The organism is Bradyrhizobium sp. UNPF46, assembly GCF_006658625.1.
GTDB lineage: Bacteria > Pseudomonadota > Alphaproteobacteria > Rhizobiales > Xanthobacteraceae > Bradyrhizobium > Bradyrhizobium nitroreducens.
The window spans coordinates 1-21,910 of sequence record NZ_LFJB01000079.1; the positions used below are offsets into that span (position 1 = coordinate 1).

Below are 21,910 nucleotides of genomic sequence, written 5' to 3' on the forward strand. Positions count from 1 at the left end.
TGCCGACGCTGCCGCGTCCACCGCAAGCCCGGCTCGCGAACAAGACGACCACAAGTCGCCCCTCTTGGGTGAGCCGGGATGGGCGAAACATACGATAAAACCGAATTTCGGTAAAGCGGAATATTTTTGTGCGGATGGATTGACAGAGGCCGACACAGGCAATGATCCCGTAGCCCGGATGGAGCGGAGCGCAATCCGGGACGGTGCAAGATGCCGTGAGAGCCGCCCCGGATTACGCTTGCGCTCCATCCGGGCTACAACCAGCCTACGCGTCTTCCACGCCCGCCTCGTGCGGCGAGAACTGATACACCGACGAGCAGAACTCGCAGGTCACGACGACCTTGTCGTCCTTGACCATGGCGGCGCGATCGTCGGGCGAGAAGCTCTTGAGCATCGAGGCGACCGCGTCGCGCGAGCAGGAGCATTGCGCCTTCAAGGACAGCGGATTGAACACGCGCACGCCGCGCTCGTGGAACAGGCGGAACAGCAGCCGCTCGCCGGAGAGCTCGGGATCGATCAGCTCGACGTCCTCGACGGTCTCGATCAGCGAGCGCGCCTCGACCCAGGCGTCGTCCTCGGCAACCCTGTGCACTTCGGCGCCTTCAGGTGCGTCGCCGGGATGAAGATCGGCCTGCCGCGCGCGCTCCGGCGCCTTGGGCAGAAACTGCATCAGCATGCCGCCGGCGCGCCAGCGGTGCTTGCCGCCGTCATGACTGCGCCACTCCTCGCCGACCGCCAGACGCACCTTGGTCGGGATCTGCTCGGAGCGCAGGAAATATTCGTGGGCGGCGTCTTCCAGGCTGCCGCCGTCGAGCGCGACCAGGCCCTGGTAACGGCTCATGTCGGGGCCCTGGTCGATGGTCATGGCGAGATGGCCGCGGCCGAGCAGCGTGCCGGAATCCCTGGTATCGCCGAGGCGCGCGGCATCGAAGCGCGCGTAGGCGCGCAGGCGATCCGGCGCCTGGTAGTCCACCACCAGGAACGACACCGGACCGTCGGTCTGGGCCTGCAGGATGAAGCGCCCCTCGAATTTCAGCGCCGAGCCGAGCAGCGTCGTCAGCACGATGGCCTCGCCAAGCAGCTTGCCGACCGGTGCCGGATAATCGTGCTTGGTCAGGATGTCGTCGAGCGCAGGGCCGAGGCGCACCAGGCGGCCGCGCACGTCGAGCGCGTCGACCTCGTAGGGCAGCACGGCATCGTCGATCGGAACCGCGGATGGCGCACGAACCGGGCCTTCGGGGCCGGCTTTCATGTCGGGGGATTGGGAAATCATGGGGCGTTATCTGGGGTCGGAGAGTGGAAAATGGAAGGGGCGCGGGCGGTGTGTGTGTGTGTTCCGGATGCGGGTGGGGTTGCACGAAGCCACTACGAACTCGATGTCGTCCCGGACAAGCGCAAGCGCAGATCCGGGACGACAGCGGAGTGTGTGGAAGCGGCCGGAGCGACCAGCTCGCGCCTACTTCACCGCGTCAAAGCACCAGGCCAGAATGCCCTTCTGCGCGTGCAGGCGGTTTTCGGCCTCGTCGAACACGACCGATTGCGGGCCGTCGATCACCTCGTCGGTGACCTCCTCGCCGCGATGGGCGGGCAGGCAGTGCATGAACAGCGCGTCGGGCTTGGCCAGCGACATCAGCTTGCCGTTGACCTGGTAGGGCTTGAGCACGTTGTGGCGATGCTCGCCCTCCTTGTCGCCCATCGACACCCAGGTGTCGGTGACGACGCAATCGGCGCCGCGCACGGCGGCTTCCGGATCGGTGCCGAGCACGATCGGCGCGCCCGTCGCCTTGACCCAGTCACGCATCGCCTTTTTCGGCGCCAGCTCCGGCGGGGTGGCGACGTTGAGCTGGAATTTGAAGCGCTCGGCGGCATGGGCCCAGGACGCCAGGACGTTGTTGTCGTCGCCGGTCCAGGCCACCGTCTTGCCCTCGATGGGACCGCGATGCTCCTCGAAGGTCATGAGGTCGGCCATCACCTGGCAGGGATGCGAGCGCCGCGTCAGGCCGTTGATGACAGGCACGGTGGCGTTGGCCGCAAGCTCCAGCAGCGCATCGTGATTGAGGATGCGGATCATGATGGCGTCGACATAGCGCGACAGCACGCGCGCGGTGTCGGCGATGGTCTCGCCGCGGCCGAGCTGCATCTCGGCGCCGGTGAGCATGATCGCCTCGCCGCCGAGCTGGCGCATGCCGACGTCGAACGAGACTCGGGTGCGGGTCGAGGGACGCTCGAAGATCATCGCCAGCGTCTTGCCTTCGAGCGGCCGCACCGGCTGATGCGCCTTCTGCTTCGCCTTCATCGCTGAGGAGGCGGCGAGCATGCGCTTGAGCTCCGACAACGGCAGCTCATTGATGTCGAGGAAGTGCTTCGGCGTCTTGGCGGGGGACTTGCTCATCAGCTTGCCGCCCGCTTGGTCTGACTGGACGAGATCGCGGCGCAGGCGCGCTCGAGCCTGATGACGCTGTCCTCGATCTCGGCTTCGGTGACGATCAAAGGCGGCAGGAAACGCACCACATTGTCGCCGGCGCCGACAGTCAGCAGTTTTTCGTTGCGCAGGGCCGCGACGAGATCGCCCGAGGGCACCACGGCCTTGATGCCGATCAGAAGGCCCTCGCCGCGCACCTCGCTGACGATGTCGGGATGACGGTCGATCACGGAGGCGAGCTTCTGCTTGAGCAGCAGCGACATCTTCTGCACGTGGTCGAAGAAGCCGGGCTTGAGCATGACGTCGAGCACGGCGTTGGCCGCCGAGATCGCGAGCGGATTGCCGCCGAAGGTCGAGCCGTGCGAGCCGGGGCCCATGCCGGCGGCCGCATCCGCGGTCGCCAGCACCGCGCCGATCGGGAAGCCGCCGCCGAGCGCCTTCGCCAGCGACATCACGTCGGGCGTGACACCGGTGCGCCGATACGCGAACAGATCGCCGCTGCGGCCCATGCCGGTCTGCACCTCGTCGAAAGCGAGCAGCAGGCCCTTCTCGTCGCAGAGCTGGCGCAGCGCCTTGAGGAAGGCGGGAGGCGCAGAACGCACGCCGCCCTCGCCCTGGATCGGCTCGATCAGGATGCCGGCGGTGTGCGGGCCGATCGCCTTCTTCACGGCCTCGATGTCGCCATGCGGCACCTGGTCGAAACCATCCATCGGCGGACCGAACCCTTCGAGATATTTTGCAGAGCCGGTCGCAGCGAGCGTCGCCAGCGTACGGCCATGGAAGGCGCCTTCGAAGGTGATGATGCGATAGCGCTCCGGATCACCCTTGGAGAAGTGATGATGGCGGACCAGCTTGATCACGCCTTCCAGCGCCTCGGCGCCGGAATTGCAGAAGAAGACGAAGTCCGCAAAGCTCTCGTTGCACAGGCGCGCGGCGAGCTTCTCGCCGTCCGGGCTCTGGAACAGGTTCGACATGTGCCAGAGCTTGGTCGCCTGCTCCTGCAACGCCTTGACCAGCGCGGGATGGGCGTGGCCGAGCGCATTTACCGCGACGCCGGAGGTGAAATCGAGATAGCGATCGCCGTTGGTCGCGATCAGCCAGCAGCCTTCGCCGCGCTCGAAACCGAGGTTGGCCCTGGCGAAAACAGGGAGCAAATGCGGGGCTGCGCTGTTGGTCATGACGGTCACTTGAATGTTGCGGACGGTGCGATGCGCGCATTGCGCAACGCACCAGACCGGCCCGGAAAACGAAACGTGCCGCCTTTTAAGGGCGGCACGTGACACCATCTTATGCCCCGTGAAACCGGTGTCAATGGCAGCCGGAAAGCCTCAGGAAACGCTGATTCCGTAGTCTTGCGGTGCCGATTTTGCGGGTTTTTCGCCACGGAACATGTGGACGCGACTCGGCAGACTCTTGCGCGCGAGTCACGGCATATTGTAGCGTTTGGACTGTCAGATACGACATCTCGTGCAGCGGTTCTGATCCCAAGAGTCCTCATGTACCGGCGTAAACGTTCGGGCGTCAGTTGAGCGCCCGGCGAGCCTTAAGGGATTCCGGCGGCACGGGTTTTTCGAAGCTTAGGCATTCGCCGCAAGGGCGCCAGGACGGCAGCCGCGCGGCGAGGGAAAGGGTGCAATGACGGTTTTGACCTGGTCCGATGATCGCGTCGAGCAGCTCAAGAAGCTCTGGGAGGCCGGATTATCGGCCAGCCAGATCGCAGCTGAACTCGGCAATGTGACCCGCAATGCCGTGATCGGCAAAGTGCACAGGCTCGGTCTGTCCGGCCGCGCCAAGAGCCCTTCGTCGGCAGCGCCGCGGCCGCGCAAGGCGCGTCCCGCGCAGCACATGATGCGGGTCACCCGCCCGATCGCACGCGGCAACACTGCGCTGGCGCAGGCCTTCGAGGTCGAGGTCGAGGCCGAGCCCGTCACCTACGACAACGTGGTGCCGATGAGCCAGCGGCTGTCGCTGCTCGAACTGAACGAGGCGACCTGCCACTGGCCGGTCGGCGATCCCTCGAGCCCGGATTTCTTCTTCTGCGGCGGCAAGGCGCTCTCCGGCCTTCCCTACTGCGCCCAGCATTCGCGCGTGGCGTATCAGCCGGCGGCGGATCGCCGGCGTGCGCCGGCCAAGCCGGGCCCGCGCTGAGTTTGCGGAATTAGCTGACTGCAAGGACGGCAGCCGTCGTGCGATGACGGCTCAACACATCCGATGTCGTCCCCGCGAACGCGGGGAGCCATAACCACAGGGCGCAATTGTTGCGCGAGATGGTCACTCCGGGTCTTCGCCAAACCCCACCCTGTGGTTATGGATCCCGGGCTCGCGCTACGCGCGCCCCGGGATGACAGCTGAGCATGTGGCTGCAGCTCGCCAGACCAACCGTTCGCAACCCTCAGGTCGTCTCCGCCTTCGCGAAGCGATCGTCGAGCGCGTAGCCGGCGCCGCGGACGGTTCGGATCGGGTCCTGCTCGCGGCCGAGATTGAGCAGCTTGCGCAGGCGGCCGATATGGACGTCGACGGTGCGCTCGTCGATGTAGATGTCGCGGCCCCAGACGCTGTCGAGCAGCTGCTCGCGCGAGAACACGCGGCCGGGATGCTCCAGGAAGAACTCCAGGAGGCGATATTCGGTCGGGCCGAGGTCGATCGGGCGGCCCGAGCGCGCCACGCGGCGCTTGTCGCGGTCGAGCTCGATGTCGCCATAGGCCAGCACGGTCGCGAGCCGCTCGGGACTGGCGCGCCGCAGCAGTCCCTTCACGCGCGCCAGGAGCTCCGGCACCGAGAACGGCTTGACGATGTAGTCGTCGGCGCCGGTGGCAAGACCCCGCACCCGCTCGCTCTCCTCGCCGCGCGCGGTGAGCATGATGATCGGCAGCTGCTTGGTCTCGGGCCGGGTGCGCAGCCGCCGGCACAGCTCGATGCCGGAGAGGCCCGGCAGCATCCAGTCGAGCACGATCAGGTCGGGAATGTGTTCCTTGAGGCGGGTGTCGGCGTCGTCGCCGCGCATCACCGTCTCGACGTCATAGCCGTCGCCTTCGAGGTTGTAGCGGAGAAGCTCGGTGAGAGCTTCCTCGTCCTCAACCACCATAATGCGTGCGCCCATGGTGTCGTCGCTCCTTAAAGTCTTCAGGTATTCGGGATCGTCGTGGCGAAGGTGGTCATGTCGCCCTTCGGCCGCTTGTCGGTGATCGCCTGGCCCTCGATCATGTAGAACACGGTCTCGGCGATGTTGGTGGCGTGGTCGCCGATCCGCTCGATGTTCTTGGCGCAGAACATCAGATGGATGCAGAACGAGATGTTGCGCGGATCCTCCATCATGTAGGTGAGGAGCTCGCGGAACAGCGAGGTGCAGATCGCATCGACCTCCTCGTCGCCCTTCCACACCGCCATCGCCGCCGGCAGATCGTGCGCGGCATAGGCGTCCAGCACGCTCTTGACCTGCTGCTGCACGAGGTCGGTCATGTGCTCGAGGCCGCGGAACAGTTTCAGCGGATGGAAGTCAGTCTCGAGCGCGGCAACGCGCTTGCCCATGTTCTTGGCGAGGTCGCCGATGCGCTCGAGATCGGTCGCAACGCGCATGGCGCCGACGATCTCGCGCAGATCGACCGCCATCGGCTGGCGTCGTGCGATGGTCAGCACGGCGCGCTCTTCAATCCTCTTCTGCAGCGCGTCGAGATCGGCGTCGATGGTCACGACGCGCTGACCGAGCGCGACGTCGCGGCGGATCAACGCGTCGACGGAATCGACGATCATGCGCTCGGCGATGCCGCCCATCTCGGCGACCAGGCGAGTGAGTTCCTGGAGGTCGGTGTCGAAGGCCTTTGCGGTATGTTCGGTACCCATATTGCGTCTCCTCAGCCGAACCGGCCGGTGATGTAGTCCTGCGTGCGCCGGTCGGTCGGCGACGTGAAGATCTTGCTGGTGTCGTCGAACTCGATCAGCTCGCCCAGATACATGAAGGCGGTCTTGTCGGAGACGCGCGCCGCCTGCTGCATGTTGTGGGTGACGATCGCGATCGTGTAGTTCTCGGACAGCTCCTGGATCAGCTCCTCGACCTTGGCGGTCGAGATCGGGTCGAGCGCCGAGCAGGGCTCGTCGAACAGGATCACCTCGGGCCGCACCGCGACGGTGCGGGCGATGCACAGGCGCTGCTGCTGGCCGCCGGAGAGCGACAGGCCGGAGGCGTTGAGCTTGTCCTTGACCTCGTTCCACAGCGCGCCGCCGCGCAGCGCCTTCTCGACGCGGTCGTCCATCTCGGACTTCGAGATCTTCTCGTAGAGGCGGATGCCGAAGGCGATGTTCTCGTAGATCGTCATCGGGAACGGCGTCGGCTTCTGGAACACCATGCCGACCCGGGCGCGCAGCAGATTGAGGTCGAGCTTGGGGTCGAGGATGTTGGTCTGATCGAGCATCAGCTGGCCGGTGGCGCGCTGGCCCGGATAGAGGTCGTACATCCGGTTGAAGATGCGCAGCAGGGTCGACTTGCCGCAGCCGGACGGGCCGATGAACGCCGTGACGCGGTTGGCGCCCAGCGTCAGGTTGATGTTCTTCAGCGCGTGGTGCTCGCCGTAATAGAAGTTGAGGTTGCGCACCGTCACCTTGGCGGGCGCCTCGGGCAGCACCGGCGCCTGCGGAAGGCCACCGGAGGCGCTCATCGATACGGAAAGTTCACTCATTTTGCGGTCCTCTCGGCGCCAAGGATGCGCGCGCCAATGTTCAGGGCAAGCACGGTCAGGGTGATGAGCAGTGCGCCGCTCCACGCCAGCTGCTTCCAGTAGGCGTAGGGGCTCTGCACGAAGTTGTTGATGGTGACGGGCAGGTTGGCCATCGTCTTGTTCAGGCCGAGGCTGAAGAACTGGTTCGACAGCGCGGTGAAGAGCAGCGGCGCGGTCTCGCCCGCGACGCGTGCGGTGGCGAGCAGCACGCCGGTGATGAGGCCCGACCGGGCCGCACGATAGGCGATGCGCTTGATCACCAGCGAGCGCGGCAGGCCCAGCGCCGAGGCCGCCTCACGCAGCGGATTCGGCACCAGCAGCAGCATGTCCTCGGTGGTGCGCAGCACGACCGGGATCACGATGACGGCGAGCGCGAGCGCGCCCGCGATCGCGGAGAAGCCACGCATCGGCACCACCACCGCGCCGTAGATGAACAGGCCGATGATGATCGAGGGCGCCGAGAGCAGGATGTCGTTGATGAAGCGGATCACCGAGGTCAGGCGATCGTTGCGGCCGTATTCGGCAAGGTAGGTGCCGGCGAACAGGCCGAGCGGCGCGCCGATGCCGACGCCGATCAACGTCATGATGATCGAGCCGACGATCGCGTTGCGCAGGCCGCCTTCGGTCGAGCCCGGAGGCGGCGTGTCCGCGACGAAGATCTCGAGATTGAGGCCGGCCAGGCCGTTGTAGAGCAGCGTGACCAGGATCAGCGCGAGCCAGGTGACGCCGAAGGCGGCCGCGGCGAAGCAGAGCCCGCGGATGACGATGTCCACGCGGCGACGACGCGAATAGATCGGATTGAGCGCCATGACCTTACTTCCCCGCCTTCTTGTCCAGCCGCATCAGCATCAGCCGCGCGGCGGCCAGCACGAAGAACGTCAGCACGAACAGGAGCAAGCCGAGCAGGATCAGGCCGGACTGGTGCAGGCCGTCGCTCTCGGCGAACTCGGATGCGATCGCCGCCGAGATCGTGGTGCCCGGCGCGAAGATCGATGAGGAGATGCGGAACGAGTTGCCGATGATGAAGGTCACCGCCATGGTCTCGCCGAGCGCGCGGCCCAGCGCCAGCATGACGCCGCCGATGATGCCGACGCGGGTGTAGGGGATCACCACGCTGCGGACGACTTCCCAGGTGGTGCAGCCGACGCCGTAAGCGGCCTCCTTCAGCACCGGCGGCACCGTCTTGAACACGTCGACCGAGATCGAGGTGATGAAGGGCAGCACCATGATGGCGAGGATCAGCGCGGCGTTGAACGTGCTGAGATAGGACGGGGGACCTGCGAAGATCGCGCCCAGCACCGGGACGCCGTCGAAGATCCTGATCATAAGGGGCTGGAAGGTGTTGGCCAGGAACGGGCCCAGCACGAAGAAGCCCCACATGCCGTAGATGATCGAGGGAATGCCGGCGAGCAGCTCGATCGCCATGCCGATCGGGCGGCGCAGCCATTGCGGGCAGAGCTCGGTGAGGAAGATCGCAATGCCGAGGCCGACGGGAATGGCGATCAACATCGCGATGAAGGAGGTGACGAGCGTGCCGTACATCGGCCCGAGCGCGCCGAGCACGGGCGGATCGGCCGACGGCGCCCAGCGCTGCGTCCACAGGAAGGAGAAGCCGTATGCTTTCATCGCCGGGAACGCGCCGACGATCAGCGAGATGATGATGCCGCCGAGGATCAGCAGCACCGAGATCGCGGACAACCGCGTGATCCAGTAGAAGGTGACGTCGCCGAGCTTGAACGCGCCCAAGGCCTTGGCGCGGTCATACGGTCCGGCATCGTCGATTACATCGCTCTGAACGGCCATCTCTGCCACGCCGATCCCCTGTACCCGTTATATACGCTTGCTGTCGGTGTTGTTGTTGGTCTTGCGCTCCGGATGCGGCGCAATGCCGATCCGGAGCGGAGGTCTTTTGAGATCCCGGCGCACAGTCCGGGACCGGGGCGCTTAGCTCTTGATCTCGGCAGCCCAGGTCTTCTCGATCTGCTTGACGACGGTGTCCGGCATCGGGATGTAGTCGAGCTCCTCGGCCGCCTTGTCGCCCTTCGTGAAGGCCCAGCGGAAGAACTTGATGGCTTCCTGCGAAGCCGCCTTGTCGGTGGCGTCCTTGTGCATGAGGATGAAGGTCGCCGCCGTGATCGGCCAGGACTTCTCGCCGGGCTGGTCGGTCAGGATGACGTAGTAGCCGGGCGCCTTGGCCCAGTCGGCGTTGGAGGCGGCCGCCTGGAAAGCTTCGACGGTCGGCTGCACGGTCTTGCCGGCCTTGTTGACGAGGCCGGTATAGGTCAGCTTGTTCTGCTTGGCATAGGCATACTCGACGTAGCCGATCGAGTTCTTGGTCTGGCCGATGTTGCCCGACACGCCTTCGTTGCCCTTGGCGCCGACGCCAACCGGCCACTCGACCGCGGTGCCCTCACCGACCTTGCTCTTCCAGTCCGCACTGGCCTTGGAGAGGTAGTTGGTGAAGTTGAAGGTGGTGCCCGACCCGTCCGAACGGCGGACCACGGTGATCGCATCCGACGGCAGCTTGACGTTCGGATTGAGCTTCTTGATGGCCGGATCGTCCCACTTGGTGATCTTGCCGAGATAGACGTTGGCCAGCGTCTCGCCGTCGAACACCATCTCGCCCGGCTTCACGCCCTCGAGGTTGACCACGGGAACGATGGCGCCCATCACCATCGGCCACTGGACGAGGCCGTCCTTCTCGAGCTGCTCAGCCTTGAGCGGCATGTCGGTCGCGCCGAAGGTCACGGTCTTGGCCTGGATCTGCTTGATGCCGCCGCCGGAGCCGATCGACTGGTAGTTCAGACCGTTACCGGTCTCCTTTTTGTAGGCGTCAGCCCACTTCGAATAGATCGGGAACGGGAACGTCGCGCCGGCGCCGGTGATGTCGGCAGCAAAGGCCGCCGTCGTCGAAGCGGCAACCATGCCGGCAACGACGATCGTCTTGAGGAAATTCATGCTGGTCTCCATTGGGGGGAGCGAAGCGCCATCCGCGCCCGATCGCGCTCCCCACGCCGACCGCTTTAGGAGCGGTCGGCTGTGCTTTTACGAAGGTTTCGTGACAGTCGGATGACACCACCAAGCGATTGAAATCGCTTGCGTTTTTAGCTCAAACTAAAGTCTTGGCCTGGGGAAAGCAGGCGGTGAAAGTCGCACCCTGCTTGGGCACGCTTTCGATCAAAAGCCGGCCGCGATGGCGGTTAAGAATATGTTTCACCAGCGATAATCCGAGCCCGGTTCCGCCCTGCGAGCGGCTGTCGCCGACGTCCACGCGGTAGAAGCGCTCAGTCAGCCGCGGCAGGTGCTCGGGCGCGATCCCGGGGCCGAAATCGCGCACCATGATCCGGATTTCCTGAGTTCCATCAGTGGCTGCGGCTGAGATCAGCGACACGACGACGCGTCCGCCCGAGGCGCCGTATTTGAGCGCGTTCTCGATCAAATTCTCGAACAGGCGGAGCAGCTCCTCGCGGTCGCCCGCGATCATCACCGGGCTGTCGGGCAGATGGAGCTCGACCTCGACCTGCCGCTCGCGCGCCAGCGGCTCGAGCCCGTCGGCGACCTGGCGGATGATCGGCAAGAGGTCGACCAGGGTGTCGGGCCGGACATGGGCCGACAGCTCGACCCGCGACAGCGACAGGAGATCGTCGATCAGGCGCGCCATGCGGGTGGCCTGGTTGTGCATGATGCCGAGGAAGCGCTCGCGCGCCTTGGGATCGTCCTTGGCCTGGCCCTGCAGCGTGTCGATGAAGCCCGACAGCGCCGCGAGCGGCGTGCGCAGCTCGTGGCTGGCATTGGCGACGAAGTCGGCGCGCATCTCCTCGACCCGGCGCAGCGGCGTCTGGTCGTGGAAGGTCATCAGCATGCATTTGTCGGCGCCGCCGAAACTGGTCGGCACCGGCACCGGCGTGATGATCAGCTCCATCCAGCGATCGACCGGGACATGGTCGAGATAGGTCGCGCGGCGCGGCTCGGTGGTCGCGATCGACTCGCGCAGCGCCGTGATGATCTCCGGCGAGCGCAGCGCGAACTGGGCGAGCTCGTTCCGGCGCAGTGCCGGCGCGAGCTGGGCCGCGGCGGCATTGAGGTGGATGACGCGGCCGGCGCGGTCGAGCAGCACCGCCGGATCCGGCATGCCGGCGACGACCGCGGCCACCGCCGCGCTCTCGACCGGGTTGATGCGGCGGGTGTCCTCGCGCGAGGCCGCGGCATCGTGCAGGCGCCACGGGATCAGCGCCGCTGCCGCGATGCAGAGGAACACGGCAACGGCATGCAGCGCCAACAATTCGCCGAGCGAGACGACGACGGACAGCGCCAGCGCCGCGGCGATCAGGATGACGGTCGAGTGCCGCAGCCGGTCGGACCAGGGCTGAGCGGCGGGAGAAGAAGGGGCGTCGATCGCCATCGGGCGGACTTCTCCTGGGGCTTACCTTAAGATTTGGCGCCGTCGCTGCGCTCTCTCACATAAGCGGCTTCGGGCGCCGGACCGGGGTCGAGCTTGAGCGCCGCCTGCTGCAGGCGCTTCGATCGTGCGCCGATGATAACTTCGCGAAACGTCAGCAAGATTACAGAGATGACGAAAGGCGAGAGATAATAGAGGACGCGGAACAACAGCATGCCGCCGAGCAGCTCCTCGCGATCCATCTGCCACAGGCCGACCAGCATGGCCGCGTCGAACACCCCGAGCCCGCCGGGCGAATGGCTGGCGAAGCCGAGCAGCGTCGCCGAGACGAAGATCACCGCGACCACGACGAAGCCGAGATTGGGCTCGTCCGGGACCAGCACGTACATCGCGAGCGCGCAGAAGCCGAGATCGATGATGCCGATCGCGATCTGGAGCAGCGTCAGCGGGCCGCCCGGCAGCACCACGGTCCAGGGACCGCGGCCGACCACCCGCGGCTGGGTCCAGACCCAGACCACATAGCCGATCAGCGCCACGATGATCATCAGCGCCAGGGTGCGGTTCAGCCAGGGCGGAAGCTGGTCGATCGAGGCGGCGGCTTCCGGATGATAGGTGATGCCGAGGCCGAGCACGGCGGCATTGCCGAGCCAGAAGGTCAGGCCGGCGAGGAAGCAGATCTTCGCCACGTCGATCGCGTTCAGCCCATAGGCCGAGTAGATGCGGTAACGCACCGCGCCGCCGGTGAAAACGCTGGCGCCGACATTGTGACCGATCGAATAGGAGGTGAAGGCCGCGAGCGCATTGATGCGGTAGGGCACATGGGAGTGACCGATCGCTCGCACGGCGAACAGATCGTAGAAAGTCAGCGTGAAATAGCCCGCGGCGACGAACAGCGCCGCCATCGCAATCTGGCTCGGCTCGGTGCTCTTGATCGCTTCGAGGACCTCGTTGAAATCGATGCCTCGCAGCATGTGGTAGAGCACATAGCAAGCGATGCCGATGACCGCGACGCTGATCACAACGCCAAGCTTATGCAGGATTTGCTTCTCGCGCAGAAACGACGTCGCCCTGCGTATGGCTTCCAGCATCTAGACCTCGAACAACGCTTCAGCGGCCAGAACGGCCAGCGGACGGGACGGCGCAGAGGCACACGACGACCCCTCGCCGTCTGCTCCGGCATCGCGCATGCCCCCTGCCCCTCCACTAGCGCGTTTTCGGGCCGAGTGGAATTCGCCAATTCGAACAAAAACACGTGCCTTCAATATTTTAGGCAGGGTTGCGGGCTCCTGATGCACGGTTTGGCGCCTTCTGCGGCAGGATCGGCGGCAAGACTCGAGGCGAATCTCCATGGCGATCCTGCGCAGGCGCCGTGAAGGTTTGATGATTTCGGCCGCACAATGTTCCGTCACGCCTTAAGCCGAAATCAATCTATGGGCGGGCCCGGCTTGTTGAAAGAGGGGCATCGAAGCGGCCGGCCGCGGATTTCCGATGCGCCGAAAGGCCGCGGCAGGCCCCTCCTGCGCCTTGCCCCGACCGAAGGACCGGGGGCGTGGCAACGTCACAGAGGGGCTGGCGGTGCGGTGCGCGCGACCACGCGGTCGCGCAGCCAGGCGCCGATGGTGCAGCCGACGAGGTAGCAGGCGAACATGACGAGGCCGAGATCGAGCCAGTAACCGAAGCGGCCGGGGACGACATGGGCGAACGAGGCCGCGACCAGGGCGGCGGCAAGCACGGCGAGCCAGCGCGCCGTCACCTTCGAGGTGCCGTTGCCGCGCTGGACCACCGAGATCCAGCCCATGCAGAAGCCGAGCAGCACCGAGCCGATCAGCCAGCCCATATGAAACGAGAGGAGATAGGGCATCGTCACCTCACCAGAAATTCGATGCGGCGGTTTTGCGCCTTGCCTTCGTCGGTGTCGTTGCCGGCGACGGGCTGCGTGCTGCCATGGCCGACCGCGGTGAAGCGGCTGGCGGGCAGGCCGGCCTTGACCAGATAGTCGATCACCGCCTGCGCGCGCTTCTCCGAGAGCGCCCGGTTGAAGCCGTCCTCGCCGTCGGCATCGGTATGCCCGGCCACCTCGACATTGGTGTTGGGGCAGCGCAGCGACGTCTCGATCAGATGATCGAGAATGGCGGCGGAATCCGGATCGATGTCGGCGCGCTTGGGCGCGAAGCGGATCTTGCCCTTGGCCAGGAGGTCCGTGAACAATTGCTGGCACACGGTGCCGTCGACCGGACCCGCCGCGGGCTTCACGGTGATCTCCGGCTTGTATTGCCAGGTCTTCGGGAAGTCCTTGCCGAGCCCGGCGCGGATGTCGTTGGCGGCACCTTCATAGAGCGCATCGCCCGACAGCTTCACCTCGCGGTCGGAGACGACCAGCGTGCCGGTCGACAGCCGCGACAGCGCGCCGAGCGCCGCGATCACGGCCGTGTTGAAGGAGCCGGGCGCGCCGATGCTGGCCTTGAGATTGTCGACGACCTTCTCGGTGAAGAATTTTCGCGCGGCGCTGGTGGCGATCGCCGCGTGGATGGCGTTGTCGGGCACGTAGCCGGTCAGCGTCACGGTCGCGGCGACCGGATCCTTGTAGGCCTGGAAGATGTAGGGCGGCGCCTTGACGTCGTTGGCGGCGATCGAGAAGCCCTCGGGCAGGTTCTTCAGCGCAGCCGCGATCGCCTCGCGGCCGCCGAGATCGCGCGCCATGCCCGACAGATTGACCTTGGTGTCCGTGATCGTGATCTTGCCGTCCTTCAGCTTGCCGATCTGGTCCAGCAGCAGCATCGCGGCGGCCTCGAACCGCGGCGGCGCGCCCCGCGCCAGGCCCATCTGGTCGGCCACCTCGACGCCGCCGACCTCCTTGCGGGCCGCCTCGGTCAGCCGGCCCTTGATCGACGGCAGCGGCGCGGAGCCCGACAGCGTCACCCGCACCACATCGCGCTCGGCGTTCCAGACGAAGGGTTTGGCCTCGGGAACAAGACGGGTCCGGTCGTCGACCAGACGCACGCCCGGGACCGTCTCGACCGCCATCACGGCGTCGCGGCGGCCCTCCTCGGAGAAGGCGTCTGCGACCAGGCTGACGTCGCGGCCGTCCACCGCGATCCGGGTCTTGTCCAGAACGGTCCCCTTCAGCGCGGCCGAGCTGCGGGCCGACAGGTCGGCCTCGACCGGTAAGGTATTATTCCAGGCCGCAAATCCCCACATGACGGCCAGGGGAATTAACCCCGGCCACCATTTGCTGGCCCACCTGAAAAGCTTCTGCATTCGACGACCCGAACTCTGGAACCGGAGACAAAACAAACCCTTGGCAGGCTGTCAAACCGGAAATGGCGCCCTTCCGAAGGCACCGGCTGGACAATCGGGATAACTTTTTCTTCAAGGGTTCTTCCGTAAGTTGAAGACGGAATGCCAAAGTCCGCCGGCCGGTCATGAAACAACTGCGTAACAACGTCATCCGCGCCGGGCTGGGAGCACTCTATTTCAGCGGGGCACACCATCTGCTGCGCCCGCTTCTGTCGGGCGTCGGCGCCATTTTCATGCTGCACCACGTCCGGCCGGCCCGCGAGGCGGCGTTCCAGCCGAACCGGCACCTCGAGGTCACTCCCGAATTCCTGCGCGAGACGCTGTGTCATTTGCGCTCGCGCGACATCGACATCGTCAGCATGGACGAGCTGCATGAGCGGCTGGTGCAGGGCCGGTTCGAGCGCCGCTTCGCCGCCTTCACCTTCGACGACGGCTATCGCGACAATCTGGACCATGCGCTGCCGGTGTTGCGCGAATTCGACGCACCGCTGACGGTCTATGTCGCGAGCGATTTTGCCGAAGGCACCGGACGGTTATGGTGGGCGGCGCTGGAAGCCGTGATCGCCAAGGCCGAGCAGATCGACGTCACGATCGGCCATTCCGCACTGCGGCTCGATGCGACGACGCCTGCGGCCAAGCAGGCCGCCTACGACCGCCTGCACGACTGGCTGCGCGCGCTGCCGGGCGAGCACGATCTGGCGCGCGAGATCGAGGCGCTCTGCACACGCTATGACGTCGACATGGCCGCGCTGTGCCGCGGCCTCTGCTTGTCCTGGGACGAGTTGAAGACATTCGCCGCTGATCCGCTGGTGACGATCGGCGCGCACAGCGTCAGCCATTGCAACCTCGCCAAGCTGGCGGAAGACGTCGCCGCGCAGGAGCTGGCTGTGAGCCGGGCGCGGATCGAGCAGGCGCTGGAGCGTCCCGTGCTGCATCTCGCCTATCCCTATGGCGACCGCGAGGCCGCAGGCACGCGTGAATTCGGCCTCGCCGCGACGGCCGGCTTCAAGACCGCGGTGACGACGCGGCCGGGCATGCTGTTCGCCGAGAATGCCGATCACATGACGGCACTGCCGCGCGTCTCGCTCAACGGCAACTACCAGGACGCAAGAATTCTGCCGGTGCTGACCTCGGGCGCCGCGACCGCGATGTGGAACGGCTTTCGCCGGATCGCGGCGGCGTAGCTGCGCTCCGATCTCCATCGTCGTCCCGGGCAAGCGCGTCCCAAGCGCGCGCAGATCCGGGACGACACTGAGTTTGTCGGGCCGTTATCGCGCCTCACTTGCATCTGACCTAAGCGCCTCTTCCTTGACTCCCCTGCCCTCCCCGCCCAAAACAACGCCAACGCAAGGGAGGCACCATGTTCAAGGATATGTTTTCGCTCAAAGGCCGCGTCGCGCTGGTGACCGGCGGGTCGCGTGGCATCGGCAAGATGATCGCGGCGGGATTTCTCAGCGCCGGCGCGGCGAAGGTCTACATCACCGCGCGCAAGGCCGGACCGTGCGAGGCGACCGCCAAGGAGCTCAGCGCGCAATATGACGGCGAGTGCATCGCGCTGCCGATCGACATCTCCACCATCGAAGGCTGCGACAGGCTCGCTTCCGAGATCATCAAGCTGGAGCCGAAGCTCGACATCCTCGTCAACAATGCCGGCGCGGCCTGGGGCGCGGAGTTCGACGAATTCCCCGAAAGCGGCTGGGACAAGGTGATGGACCTCAACGTCAAGTCGCTGTTCTTCCTGACCAAGGCGCTGGCCAAGCCGCTGCGCGCCGCAGCCTCGCACGAGCGGCCCGCAAAAGTGATCAACATCGCCTCGGTCGACGGCATCTTCGTCAACCCGAGCGAGACCTATTCCTACGCCGCCAGCAAGGCCGCCGTGATCCATCTGACGCGGCGCATGGCGACCAAGCTGATCAAGGACAACATCAACGTCACCGCGATCGCCCCGGGTGCGTTCAAATCCGACATGAACCGCGCCGCGCGCGACCATTCGGACGAGGTCGCCAAGCGCATTCCGGCGCGGCGGATCGGCACCGACGAGGACATGGCAGGCGTTGCGATCTATCTCGCCTCGCGTGCGGGCGATTACGTGGTCGGCAACACCATCGCGGTGGATGGCGGTGTGGTGTATGCGAATGCGGGACTGGAGATCGCGGGATAGCAGTGCGCGCGAATGGCGAGTAGCGAATGGCGAGTAGCCGCTCTTTCGCCACTCGCTACTCACCACTCACTATTCGCCAACCCCTTACGACTCGATCTTCACGTACTCGAAATCGCCAGGCTTGTTGTCGATGCCGACTTTCGGCGGCGAGATCCAGGAGGCGAACTTGCCGCTTTCGGTGACGGGCTGCATCAGGGAGGTGATGAAGTCGCCGTCGCTGGTCGAGGGCAGCCACTCGTCCTTGCGCTTGGCCCAGGTGGCATTGTCGATCAGAAGGCCGTCGGGCGTCGCGTGCACGTCCTTGAACTCGCCGATGTGGCGGTGGAAGGCGACGTTGGGCAGCTTGAGCTGGAAATCGTAGCCCGCGGTCGTGATCACCTTGTTCCAGCGCAGCAGGCCCTTGACGCAGTCCTGGCTGTAATCGTCGCGCAGGCGCATGTTGAGCGCGGTCAGCGCCGGCTCGTCGACCAGCTTGATCTCGCCGTTGATCAGCTTGAGCACCGGATAGGTGGAGTTCTTGAGCTGGTGGTCGTCCTCGATCTGGGTCTCGTGATAGCGGCCCTTGATGCCGGCGTTGAAGGCGTTGGCGGCGTTGGTCGACACCTCCGAGCCGAACAGATCGAGCGACAGCGTGTAGTGCAGGTTCAGCTTCTTCTGGATGGTCGGCAGATCGATCACCCCGAGCGCGCGGACCTTGGCGATATCGGTCGGATCGGTGATGCCGGCCTCGCGCATCGCATCGCAGGTGCGCTGCACGACGCGGGTGATGCCGGTCTCGCCGACGAACATGTGGTGAGCTTCTTCCGTCAGCATGAAGCGGCAGGTGCGCGACAGCGGATCGAAGCCCGACTGTGCCAGCGAATGCAGCTGCATCTTGCCATCGCGGTCGGTGAAGTAGGTGAACATGAAGAAGGACAGCCAGTCCGGCGTGGCCTCGTTGAAGGCGCCGAGCATGCGCGGCGCGTCGGCATCGCCGGAGCGGCGGCGCAGCAGATCATCGGCTTCCTCGCGGCCGTCGCGGCCGAAATATTTCTGCAGCAGATAGACCATCGCCCAGAGATGGCGGCCTTCCTCGACATTGACCTGGAACAGGTTGCGCATGTCGTAGAGCGAGGGCGCGGTCTTGCCGAGATGGCGCTGCTGCTCGACCGAGGCCGGCTCGGTGTCGCCCTGGATCACGATCAGGCGGCGCAGCATGGCGCGATGCTCGCCCGGGACTTCCTGCCAGGCCGGCTCGCCATAATGCTCGCCGAACGGCACGACGCGGTTCTCTTCCTGCGGCGCAAGAAGAATGCCCCAGCGATATTCGGGCATGCGGACATAGTCGAACTTGGCCCAGCCGCGCGGATCGACGGAATAGGCGGTGCGCAAGTACACCAGCGATTCCTGGAAGCCTTCCGGCCCCATGTCGCTCCACCAGTCCATGTAGCCGGGATGCCAGCCCTCCAGCGCTTTGAGCACCTGGCGGTCTTCGGCGAGATTGACGTTGTTCGGAATCTTGGTCGAGTAGTCGACGTTCATGATGTTCATGTTCATGGTGGACCTCCCGTGGGGGACTGGTTGAAGTAGGCGAGTAGCGAATGGCGAGTAGCGAATGGAAGTGCACCATTCGCTATTCGCCACTCCCCATTCGCCCTCTAGACTCGCGTCATATCGAATTTCGGCTTCTGGCCGCTGCCGTAGCGGCGCAGCGCGCCTTCCTCGCCGACCGCGTTGGGGCGCTGGAAGATCCAGTTCTGCCAGGCGGTCAAGCGCGAGAAGATTTTCGACTCCATCGTCTCGGGGCCGACGAAGCGCAAATTCGCTTCCATGCCGGTGAGGCTGTCGGGGGAGAAGCTGGCGCGCTCCTCCAGAAACACGCGGACCTCGTCGTCCCAGTCGATGTCGTCGAGCGCGAAGGTGACGAGGCCGAGCTCCTCGGCCTGCTCGGCGTCGAGGCTGGTGCCGAGCGTGGCTTCGGCGCGCTCCACATCGGAGGGATCGGCCTGGAAGCGCGATTGCAGCCGCGTCAGACCATGGCTCATCGGATAGGGTCCGAAATTCATCGCGGAGAGCTCGATCGACGGCGGCGGGCGGTTGTCGCCCTGGCGCGTGCCGATCAGCATGTAGGAGCGGTCGGCGGCGAAGACGAGCTCGGCGAGCGTGCCGGCAAAGCACGAGCCGGGCTCGACCAGCGTCACCAGCGTGCGCGAGGTGACGTCGATGCGCTTGAGCACGCGCTTCCAGTAATGCCTGATCTCGTTGACCAGCCAATGCGCCTTGTTGGCCTCGAGGAAGGCATCGTGCGCGAGCACATGAGCGCGGTCGCCATGGCTCTTGAACACCAGCATGGCGATCTCGAGCTCGTTGATGCGCAAATGCAGGATGGCATCGTCGAGCTCGCGCGCGACCTGGAGCGGCCAGAACGCGGCCCCCTGCGCCATCATGCCGTCGATGTCGGCGGGCGGCGCGGCTTCAGGGGCCTTGATCGAGATGGCGGCAATGCGGGCGGCGCGATCGATGTCGACGGTGACGAAGCCGTAGCGGATGCTGTTCTGGTCGATGACGCGCTTCAGCGGCGTCAGTGCGATGCCCTTGCCGCTGCCCTTGCGCTTCGAGGCCGCCGCAAACTCCCTGGCACGCTCGGCGATCCTGGCCTCTAACTTGGAGTTCGGCGCGATCTCGTCGACGAGGCGCCACTGCACGGCGCGCTTGCCCTTCACGCCTTCCTCGATGGTGCAGAAGAAATCGGCGTGGTCGCGGCGCACCTTGCGCTTGTCGACGACGCGGGTGAGGCCGCCGGTGCCGGGCAGCACCGCGAGCAGCGGCACTTCGGGCAGCGCCACCGCAGACGATCCGTCGTCGGCGAGGATGATGTGGTCGGTCGCGAGCGCCAGCTCATAGCCGCCGCCGGCCGCCGAGCCGTTCACCACGGTGATGAAGCGCTGGCCGGAATTCTCCGAGGAGTCCTCCATGCCGTTGCGGGTCTCGTTGGTGAATTTGCAGAAGTTCACCTTGTGGGCGTGGGTGGAGCCCGCGAGCATGCGGATGTTGGCGCCGGCGCAGAACACGCGGTTCTTGGCCGAGCGCATCAGCACGACCTTGACCTCGGGATGCTCGAAGCGCAGGCGCTGGACCGCGTCCGCAAGCTCGATGTCGACGCCGAGGTCATAGGAATTGAGCTTGAGCAGATAGCCCTCGAACAGGCCGCCATTCTCGTCGACGTCCATGGTCAGCGTCGCAACGTCACCGTCGACCGCAAGCTTCCAGTGCTTGTAGCGGGACGGTTCGGTCTGGAAATCGATGAATGTCGCGCCGCCTGCGAGGCGCCGATCTTCCCCGGCCATGGGTCATCCCTGAGCTTGATTGTGGACTTCGGTCTTTACCGTTAGATGCACAATAGTGCATCTTTTTGAGCGCGTCTAGTCAATAACGACCAAGGCATGCACTTTGTTTCATGAGACCCTACGATCGGACAATGGCGCTGAGCGCGATCCAGTCGGCCTTGGTGAGTTCGGCCCGGCCGAGCTTGGCCTGGAGCAGAGCCGTCAATGCCGGTATCGGGAAGCTTTCGACGAAACCATCTCCACCCGGCGCCGCCTTGCGCGAGGTGAACGTGCGCAGCTCCCCGAGCGCGTCGCCAAACAAGCGCGCGGCCGAGTACGCCTTCTGCATGCGCAACCGTAAATTCGCATTGGCGATGAGGATGCAGGCGCGCAGCAGAATGCGCTCGCGACCGTTTTGCGGCGCCGCGGCCCACACCGCCTCCAGCACCTCCTGCGCTTCCCAGAAATAGCCGCGGTCGTTGAGCGCAAGCCCGTAGCGCAGCGCCGGATGGCGCGCCGGCACGTGGCCACGGAAGGCCGGCGGCACCATCGCCTTGGCGAGCGCGAGCGTCTCGTAATCGGCATCCAGCCCGGCGGCTTCGCCGGGCACATAGGCCCATTGCGGCCACGGCAAAGGGCCGGTCGCATGTGGAGGCACATTCATGGATGTGCCTCCGCATGGTCATGCGGCGCGTCCCTGAAGCCCCTGATCGTCGCGCAGGGCCGCTTTTGCAAATTGCTCGATCGCGTCAAGCGTCGCCCCCGGCGCTTCACGATGCGGGGAATGGCCCGCGTCTGAAATGAATTTAAAATCTACCGGACAGTAGCACTCTTCCCTGGCAATTTCGACCTGGCGCAATGTCCCATATTGATCATTCTCGCCCTGCAGGACCAGGACGGGTACGCGGATATAGGCGAGGTATTCGGAGATATCCCAGTCGCGGAATTCGGGATCGAGCCAGGCGCCGTTCCAGCCGTAGAAGGCGTTGTCGACGTCCTTGTGCCAGCGCGCGAGCTTCACCTTGAGGTCGGTGGTCTCGAACGCGGTCTTGATCTCGGCGATGGATGTCACCGAGACGTCCTCGACGATGAAATGCGGCGCGATCAGCGCGATGCCCTGCAGACGGTGATCCTGATGTGAACCGGCATAAATGGTTGCGATCGAGGCGCCGTCGGAATGGCCGAGCAGGAGGCCGCGCTTGAACGGAATCGCATCGAGGATTTTCGGCAGCACGTCGAGCGCCTCGCGCTGCATGTAGTCGAGCGGCCGTGGCAGCGTCACCGGGCTCGACTGGCCGTAGCCCGCACGCGAATAGAGGAAGATGCCGGCGCCGGTGGCTTGCTGCAGCTTCTCGGAAAAGTCGCCCCAGAGACCGACCGAGCCGAGGCCTTCATGCAGCAGCACGATGGTCGGAGCATCGGGGACCTGCGGCGCGAGCCATTTGTATTCGAGGCTGGCGCTGCCGATGCCGAGGAAGCCGGTGGGGGTGAGGTTGGTCATGGTCTTCTTCCTGTTCGCTCCGTCTGCACCCTCCCCTGGAGGGCAGGGGAATCGCATGTGGTTTTGAGGGTGGTATTGCGCGGTCCAGCGATATGGATTCTGAAGAGGACTCC

The 21,910-nt window shown here is 65.4% G+C and carries 20 protein-coding genes; 3 read left to right on the forward strand and 17 right to left on the reverse strand.

The window, feature by feature from the left end; genetic code table 11:
* Positions 1-265: 265 nt before the first annotated feature.
* The 3 genes from UNPF46_RS28355 to UNPF46_RS28365 form a co-directional block, all read right to left on the reverse strand.
* A complete protein-coding gene (locus UNPF46_RS28355; RefSeq protein ID WP_142252201.1) occupies positions 266-1,273 on the reverse strand; it encodes an Hsp33 family molecular chaperone in 1,008 nt (335 codons plus the stop codon).
* Between the two features lie 183 nt (positions 1,274-1,456).
* Positions 1,457-2,392 (reverse strand): ornithine carbamoyltransferase, encoded by a 936-nt coding sequence (gene argF / locus UNPF46_RS28360; protein ID WP_100179476.1) that lies wholly within the window; start codon positions 2,390-2,392, stop codon positions 1,457-1,459.
* Complete coding sequence (locus UNPF46_RS28365; protein WP_181770158.1) at positions 2,392-3,600, reverse strand: aspartate aminotransferase family protein; 1,209 nt, start codon at positions 3,598-3,600, stop codon at positions 2,392-2,394. Before UNPF46_RS28365 ends, argF begins: the two co-directional genes overlap by 1 nt.
* 457 nt (positions 3,601-4,057) lie before the next feature.
* Here UNPF46_RS28365 and UNPF46_RS28370 point away from each other — a divergent pair, with 457 nt between their 5' ends.
* Complete coding sequence (locus UNPF46_RS28370; protein WP_014491301.1) at positions 4,058-4,570, forward strand: GcrA family cell cycle regulator; 513 nt, start codon at positions 4,058-4,060, stop codon at positions 4,568-4,570.
* Between the two features lie 244 nt (positions 4,571-4,814).
* On the opposite strand, the gene phoB is transcribed toward UNPF46_RS28370, so the two are convergent.
* From phoB to UNPF46_RS28420, 10 genes are all read right to left on the reverse strand, one after another.
* Positions 4,815-5,522 (reverse strand): phosphate regulon transcriptional regulator PhoB, encoded by a 708-nt coding sequence (phoB, locus tag UNPF46_RS28375; protein ID WP_100179478.1) that lies wholly within the window; start codon positions 5,520-5,522, stop codon positions 4,815-4,817.
* A 23-nt stretch (positions 5,523-5,545) separates the two neighbouring features.
* On the reverse strand, positions 5,546-6,262 hold the full coding sequence (gene phoU, locus UNPF46_RS28380; RefSeq protein ID WP_100179479.1) for a phosphate signaling complex protein PhoU: 717 nt from the start codon (positions 6,260-6,262) through the stop codon (positions 5,546-5,548).
* 11 nt (positions 6,263-6,273) lie between these two features.
* Complete coding sequence (gene pstB / locus UNPF46_RS28385; protein ID WP_100179480.1) at positions 6,274-7,095, reverse strand: phosphate ABC transporter ATP-binding protein PstB; 822 nt, start codon at positions 7,093-7,095, stop codon at positions 6,274-6,276.
* Complete coding sequence (pstA, locus tag UNPF46_RS28390) at positions 7,092-7,943, reverse strand: phosphate ABC transporter permease PstA (protein WP_100179481.1); 852 nt, start codon at positions 7,941-7,943, stop codon at positions 7,092-7,094. Before pstA ends, pstB begins: the two co-directional genes overlap by 4 nt.
* A gap of 4 nt (positions 7,944-7,947) precedes the next feature.
* Positions 7,948-8,937: a phosphate ABC transporter permease subunit PstC gene (gene pstC / locus UNPF46_RS28395; RefSeq protein ID WP_174719350.1), complete on the reverse strand. Its 990-nt coding sequence runs from the start codon at positions 8,935-8,937 to the stop codon at positions 7,948-7,950.
* 141 nt (positions 8,938-9,078) lie between these two features.
* On the reverse strand, positions 9,079-10,092 hold the full coding sequence (gene pstS / locus UNPF46_RS28400) for a phosphate ABC transporter substrate-binding protein PstS (protein ID WP_100181417.1): 1,014 nt from the start codon (positions 10,090-10,092) through the stop codon (positions 9,079-9,081).
* 151 nt (positions 10,093-10,243) lie between these two features.
* Positions 10,244-11,536 carry an ATP-binding protein gene (locus tag UNPF46_RS28405; RefSeq protein ID WP_142252203.1) on the reverse strand — a complete coding sequence of 431 codons (1,293 nt, stop codon included), beginning with the start codon at positions 11,534-11,536 and terminating at the stop codon, positions 10,244-10,246.
* A 26-nt stretch (positions 11,537-11,562) separates the two neighbouring features.
* On the reverse strand, positions 11,563-12,621 hold the full coding sequence (locus UNPF46_RS28410) for a lysylphosphatidylglycerol synthase domain-containing protein (RefSeq protein ID WP_100179484.1): 1,059 nt from the start codon (positions 12,619-12,621) through the stop codon (positions 11,563-11,565).
* 470 nt (positions 12,622-13,091) lie between these two features.
* On the reverse strand, positions 13,092-13,394 hold the full coding sequence (locus UNPF46_RS28415) for a hypothetical protein (RefSeq protein ID WP_174719131.1): 303 nt from the start codon (positions 13,392-13,394) through the stop codon (positions 13,092-13,094).
* A 2-nt stretch (positions 13,395-13,396) separates the two neighbouring features.
* Positions 13,397-14,791: an OmpA family protein gene (locus tag UNPF46_RS28420; RefSeq protein WP_142252204.1), complete on the reverse strand. Its 1,395-nt coding sequence runs from the start codon at positions 14,789-14,791 to the stop codon at positions 13,397-13,399.
* Between the two features lie 164 nt (positions 14,792-14,955).
* Between UNPF46_RS28420 and UNPF46_RS28425 the strand changes: the two genes are divergently transcribed.
* Both UNPF46_RS28425 and UNPF46_RS28430 read left to right on the forward strand, forming a co-directional pair.
* Entirely contained in the window at positions 14,956-16,014 is a 1,059-nt protein-coding gene (locus UNPF46_RS28425) for a polysaccharide deacetylase family protein (protein ID WP_142252205.1), read from the forward strand.
* A 176-nt stretch (positions 16,015-16,190) separates the two neighbouring features.
* Positions 16,191-16,991, forward strand: a complete 801-nt coding sequence (locus UNPF46_RS28430; RefSeq protein ID WP_142252206.1) for an SDR family oxidoreductase — start codon at positions 16,191-16,193, stop codon at positions 16,989-16,991.
* Positions 16,992-17,075: 84 nt separating this feature from the next.
* On the opposite strand, the gene boxB is transcribed toward UNPF46_RS28430, so the two are convergent.
* The 4 genes from boxB to UNPF46_RS28450 all read right to left on the reverse strand — a co-directional run bounded on the left by boxB (position 17,076) and on the right by UNPF46_RS28450 (position 21,797).
* A complete protein-coding gene (gene boxB, locus UNPF46_RS28435; RefSeq protein WP_100179489.1) occupies positions 17,076-18,527 on the reverse strand; it encodes a benzoyl-CoA 2,3-epoxidase subunit BoxB in 1,452 nt (483 codons plus the stop codon).
* A gap of 101 nt (positions 18,528-18,628) precedes the next feature.
* Positions 18,629-20,317, reverse strand: a complete 1,689-nt coding sequence (gene boxC, locus UNPF46_RS28440) for a 2,3-epoxybenzoyl-CoA dihydrolase (RefSeq protein WP_142252207.1) — start codon at positions 20,315-20,317, stop codon at positions 18,629-18,631.
* Positions 20,318-20,435: 118 nt separating this feature from the next.
* Entirely contained in the window at positions 20,436-20,960 is a 525-nt protein-coding gene (locus UNPF46_RS28445; protein ID WP_100179491.1) for a DUF309 domain-containing protein, read from the reverse strand.
* An 18-nt stretch (positions 20,961-20,978) separates the two neighbouring features.
* A complete protein-coding gene (locus UNPF46_RS28450) occupies positions 20,979-21,797 on the reverse strand; it encodes an alpha/beta fold hydrolase (protein WP_181770159.1) in 819 nt (272 codons plus the stop codon).
* Positions 21,798-21,910 lie beyond the last annotated feature (113 nt).